This is a genomic window from uncultured Enorma sp. (assembly GCA_905210055.1).
Taxonomy (GTDB): domain Bacteria; phylum Actinomycetota; class Coriobacteriia; order Coriobacteriales; family Coriobacteriaceae; genus Enorma.
Genome location: CAJLVH010000141.1, coordinates 1 through 4,947, shown reverse-complemented (window position 1 = coordinate 4,947; position 4,947 = coordinate 1). Strand labels below are relative to the sequence as shown.

General features: G+C 63.5%; 3 protein-coding genes. All 3 read left to right on the top strand.

The annotated features are described in order from the left end of the window. Window positions 1-201: 201 nt before the first annotated feature. A complete protein-coding gene (locus tag QZ079_RS08075; RefSeq protein ID WP_297037343.1) occupies window positions 202-831 on the top strand; it encodes a DUF1819 family protein in 630 nt (209 codons plus the stop codon). A 3-nt stretch (window positions 832-834) separates the two neighbouring features. Beyond that, window positions 835-1,458, top strand: coding sequence for a DUF1788 domain-containing protein (locus QZ079_RS08070; RefSeq protein ID WP_297037341.1), 624 nt, complete (start codon window positions 835-837; stop codon window positions 1,456-1,458). Window positions 1,459-1,501: 43 nt separating this feature from the next. Further along, window positions 1,502-4,947: BREX system P-loop protein BrxC (gene brxC, locus QZ079_RS08065; RefSeq protein WP_297037340.1), on the top strand; the 3,446-nt coding region annotated here is incomplete at its 3' end.

Genomic DNA, 4,947 nt, shown 5'->3' with positions numbered 1-4,947 from the left:
AAAATGACCCCGTCCCCAAGGGCTGCCAGTGGCTATTGGCTGGCATAGCGATATACTTGAAACGGTCTGCAGAACGATCGTGCTGGGAGCTTCCATGCTTATTCTAAGTATTTCTCGTGGGGGGGGGCTTGGTCTAGAGCCAACCTATCTTCCCGTAGGTAGCTTGAGCGCGCTGCCGCGCCGATGCGGGGCGGTGGTCTAATGCCCACGCCTTGCACCTACAACGGCTCTCTCACGCGTGAGCAGTTCCTTCTTCGAGAGATGCGCGTAACGGCGCGGACGCTCATCCAAGAGCATCTCGACCAAGAACGTGCCTCCCAGCGCATTTGCGCGGACAACCTGTATCAGTACCCCACCGAGCGCGAGCAGCGCTCCATCGCGCGCGCCTGCATACGCCGGCTCATGGGGGTCTCTTCAGACGCCATGACGCGCGAGGCGCTCATAGACCTCGTGGCAAACGGCTCTTCGGAGCAGGCTGCCCAGGCGGTGGTGTACGCCCTCATGTGCGACAACCGCCTGGTATGGGAGTTCATGACCATCCTGGTTGCGGAGCGCTATAGCGCGCACGACCTTACCCTCACGAACCAAGACATCACCTCGTTCGTCAACGGTATCGCTGCCTCTAATGAGACGGTTGCGGGCTGGAGCGACGCTACGCGCAACAAGATCCGCCAAGTGCTCAATCGCATGCTCGTAGACGCCGGGTTCAAGGAGAACGTTCGCACGTCCGAGCTGCTCCCCGTCTACCTCGATGCGGAGCTTGCGCATATCATGCAGGCGAATGGCGACGCCCCCGCGTTCGCGGCGTTCGGCGCGAGAGGGGAGGCGTAGCCTATGTCCCCTCGCATGCAAACGAACGCCCCTGCCGCGTCGCACGCAGAGCACGACCCCTCATTCGAGGAGCGCCTCGCCGCCATTCGCTCGCGCGTGACCGCGCATGATTTCTTGGAGAACAAGGGCCTCGGCAACGAGGTCGGCATCCACGTGTTCGCCTACCCGCCTGAGCGCGTGTGGGACGTGCGTGCCCAGGTTGCAGAGCTCGAGGAGCTCAGCCGCGCGGGCAAGCTCGCCTGCCGCATCCACGTGCGCGACCTCTGGGGCGTGCTGCTGCAGGTGTGCGAGCAGAAGCACATCGCAGATAAGATCGACGCGCTCGAGCTCAAGCGCGGCAGCGACGCGCTCCGCACGCGCCTGCAGAAGATCGCCACGCCCGAGGCCATGGTCGCGGCGATGGACTGGCAGCCTCACGAGCGCGGACGCGACGTCCTGTTCATAACCGGCGTCGGCCGCGTGTACCCCTTCGTACGCGCGCATCAGATCCTGGAAAACGGTCAGCACGTCTTCGACGACATCCCCGTCGTGCTGTTCTACCCCGGTACGTACAACGGCCGCGAGCTCACGCTCTTCGGCGACCGCACGGAGTCGGCCAATTACTATCGCGCTTTTAACCTCATCTGATCTACCCACTCGATGCGCCCGGCATCGGGCGGGAAGGAACCTCATGCGTATCAAAGACATGTTCGCGAAGGACATCGACCGCGAAATCAACGGCGTGGTCAAGGTCGCGCAGGAAGACGATGCCGCGATTCGCCAGGAGCTCGAGGAGTATGTGGTCACGCGCGAGCTCAAGCGCCGCTTCGGCGACTTCTTCGCGGCGTATGAGGCGGCGCTCGACCGCCCAACGGAAAAGACCGGCGTGTGGATTTCGGGCTTCTTCGGCTCCGGTAAGTCGCACTTCCTCAAGATGCTCTCCTACCTGCTAGAGAACAAAGTCGTGGACGGCAAGCCCGCGATCGACTACTTCATAGACCCAAAGACCGGCGAGAGCAAGTTCGGCGACCCCTTCATGGATGCCAAGGTGCGGCGCTGCGTAAGCGTGCCCACTGAGACCATCCTCTTCAACATCGACAACAAAGGTCCGTCGGAAAAGGATAAGACGGCGATCCTCAAGGTGTTCGCACGCGTTTTCTACGAGCATCTGGGCTACTACGGCGAAGACCTCAAGCTCGCGCGCCTGGAGCGCTACATCGACGACCAGGGCAAGCAGGAGGAGTTCAGCGCGGCTTTCGAGCGCATCAACGGCGGCACCTGGCTCGACGAGCGCGAGACCTACGACTTCAACTCCGACGACGTCATCGAGGCGCTCACCGAGGCGGGCGTCATGAGCCAGGCAGAGGCGGAGCGTTGGTTCGAGGGCACGGAGATCGAGGAGTTCTCCGTCGATAAGCTCACGAATCAAATCCGCGATTACGCCGACCGCCGCGCCCGGGAAGAGGGTGGTACCTTCCGCCTGATCTTCTGCGTGGACGAGGTGGGGCAGTACATCGGCGACGACCCGGACCTCATGCTCAACCTCCAGACCATCGTGGAGGACCTAGGCACGAAGTGCGCCGGGCGCGTGTGGGTCATGGTCACGAGCCAAGAGGCGATCGACCAGGTGACGAAGGTCGCCGGCAACGACTTCTCCAAGATTCAGGGCCGCTTCGACACGCGCCTGTCGCTCTCCAGCTCCAGCGTTGACGAGGTCATCAAGCGTCGTGTGCTCGAAAAGACCGATACCGCGCGCCAGACGCTCTCGCTCGTTTACGAGCAGCAATCCGCGGTGCTACGCAACCTCTTCACGTTCGAGGACTCGCGCGGCGACCTCGCGGGCTTCGCGTCGGCGGAGGAGTTCGTGGAATCCTACCCCTTCGTGGGCTACCAGTTCCACCTCATGCAGAGCATCTTCACGCAGATCCGCAAGCACGGCAGCTCGGGCAAGCACTTGTCGTCGGGCGAGCGCTCCATGCTGTCGGGCTTCCAGGAGGCGGCGCAGCGCGTGGAGGACCTCGACGAGCACGCCCTCGTACCGCTGCCGCTGTTCTACGACACGCTCAGCACCTTCTTGGAAGGCGCCGTGCGCCGCGTCATCGACCGTGCGTCCGAGGCGGCGGCTATAGGCGCCGGCCTGGAACCGCAGGATGTCGACGTGCTCAAACTCCTCTTCCTCGTCTTGCATGTGGACGAGGTCAAGGCGAACGTCGACAACATCGCGATCCTGCTCGTGGACCGCATCGACGTGGACAAGATCGCCCTGCGTGAGCGCGTCGTCGCCTCGCTCGACCGTCTGGTGCGCGAGAACTACATCTCCCGCACGGGCGACGTCTACTCGTTCTTGAATGACGAGGAGCAAGACATCGCGCGCGAGATCCGCGAGACGCCGGTAGACACTACGCGCCTCATCCAGAAGATCGCGAGCGTGGTTTTCGAGGACGTCTATACCGAGAAGAAGTACCGCATGGGATCCGGCGAGACGGCGAACGATTTCCCCATCGACCGCTTCGTGGACGACGCGCCGGTGTCGCAGCTGCAAAACGGCCTCAAGTTCACGGTGATTACCGAGCTTTCCGGCTACAGCCTCGACGATTACCAGCAGTTCACGATGCGGTCGCACGCCCCCGAAGCGCTCGCCGTGCTCAGGGACAACGGCTACCTCGAGGCGCTCGAGGAAGCGGCACGCATCGATGCCTATCTGCGCACGAAGAACGTATCCGCCCTGCCTCCGACCGTGCAGGCGATCATCGAGAACCGCCGCAAGGAGATGCGCTCGCTGGAACGCAAGGCTGCGGACCTGTTGAAGACCGCCATCGCCGACGCGGACTTCTACGTATCGGGGAGCTCGTTCAAGCCGCGCGGCTCGGGCGCGCACAACTGCATCGACGAAGTGCTCGGCCAGCTGGTGGGGAGCGTCTACGACAAGCTCTCGTACATCGATCACAACGTGCGCGACGATGCGGAGATCATCTCGATCGCCACGGGCAGGGCACAGACGTTCGACGGTTTGGAGCCCAACCGGCGCGCCATGAAGGACGTGCTCGACTATCTGCAGTCGCAACAGCTGCGCGGCTTCTCGGTTTCGATGAAGGACGTGCAGATGCGCTACGGGAGCAAGCCCTATGGCTGGCGCGAGGCAGATGTGGCGGGCGTGGTGGCGGCGCTCGTGGCTGGGCAGCAGGCGCAGATTCGCTACAACGGCGCCATCGTACCGCCTACGTCGCGCTCGTTCGCCGAATACCTGCGCCAGCGCAACAAGATCGCCTCGGTCAAGGTGGAGCAGCGCGTCGCGGTGTCGCAGGAACAGCGCGCGAAGGCGCAGGGCATCCTGCGCGAGGTCTTCCGCGGGGAGAATATCCCCGTGGACGAGGACGGCCTGTGCAAGGTGGCGGCAACGCTTCTCGAGCGCCTGCGCGACGACCTTAAGGACCTGCTTGCCCGCGAATACCAGCGCGGCGGCTCGGTTGCGCGTAAAGCGTATCCGGGCGGCATGACGGTCGAGCACGGCATCAAACTGTGCGATGCCCTTTTGGCCAAGGCGGGCGATCCTGCTCTGTTCATCACCGCCATTCGCGAGGCCGAAGACGACCTGCTGGATTTCGCCGAAGACTACGAGGACGTGAACGGCTTCTTCAACGGTTCGCAGCGCGCCCAGTTCGACCGTGCCTTGAGCGTCCTCGCGCTCATGGATTCGAGCGAGCGCGGGTATTTCACGCGCAGCGAAGGCGTGCCGGAGGCGCTTGCCACCATCGAGGAGATTATCGGGCTCGACGAGCCGTATCGCCGCCTGCGCGAGCTGCCTTCATGCCTGGATACCATCGAGCACGCGCACCACGAGCGTCTCGAGGCCGAGCGCCGTAGCAGGCTCGATGATATCGAGCGGACGTTCGACGAAGTTCAGAAGGCGGCGGAAGAGGGCGGCGTGAGCCTGCCCAACGCGGGTACGCGGCATTCCTCATTCAAGGCGAACGCCCATGGCGCGAAGTCGCTCACCCAACTCGACGCGCTCACGCACCAACTCGATGCTTATCGTGCCCGGGCGTATCGAACGATCGAAGAGTTGGCGCGCGCCAAGGAGGAAGAGGCGCGCCGTCCCAAGCCCGTCGCGCCGGGAACGGAGGGGGTCACGCACGG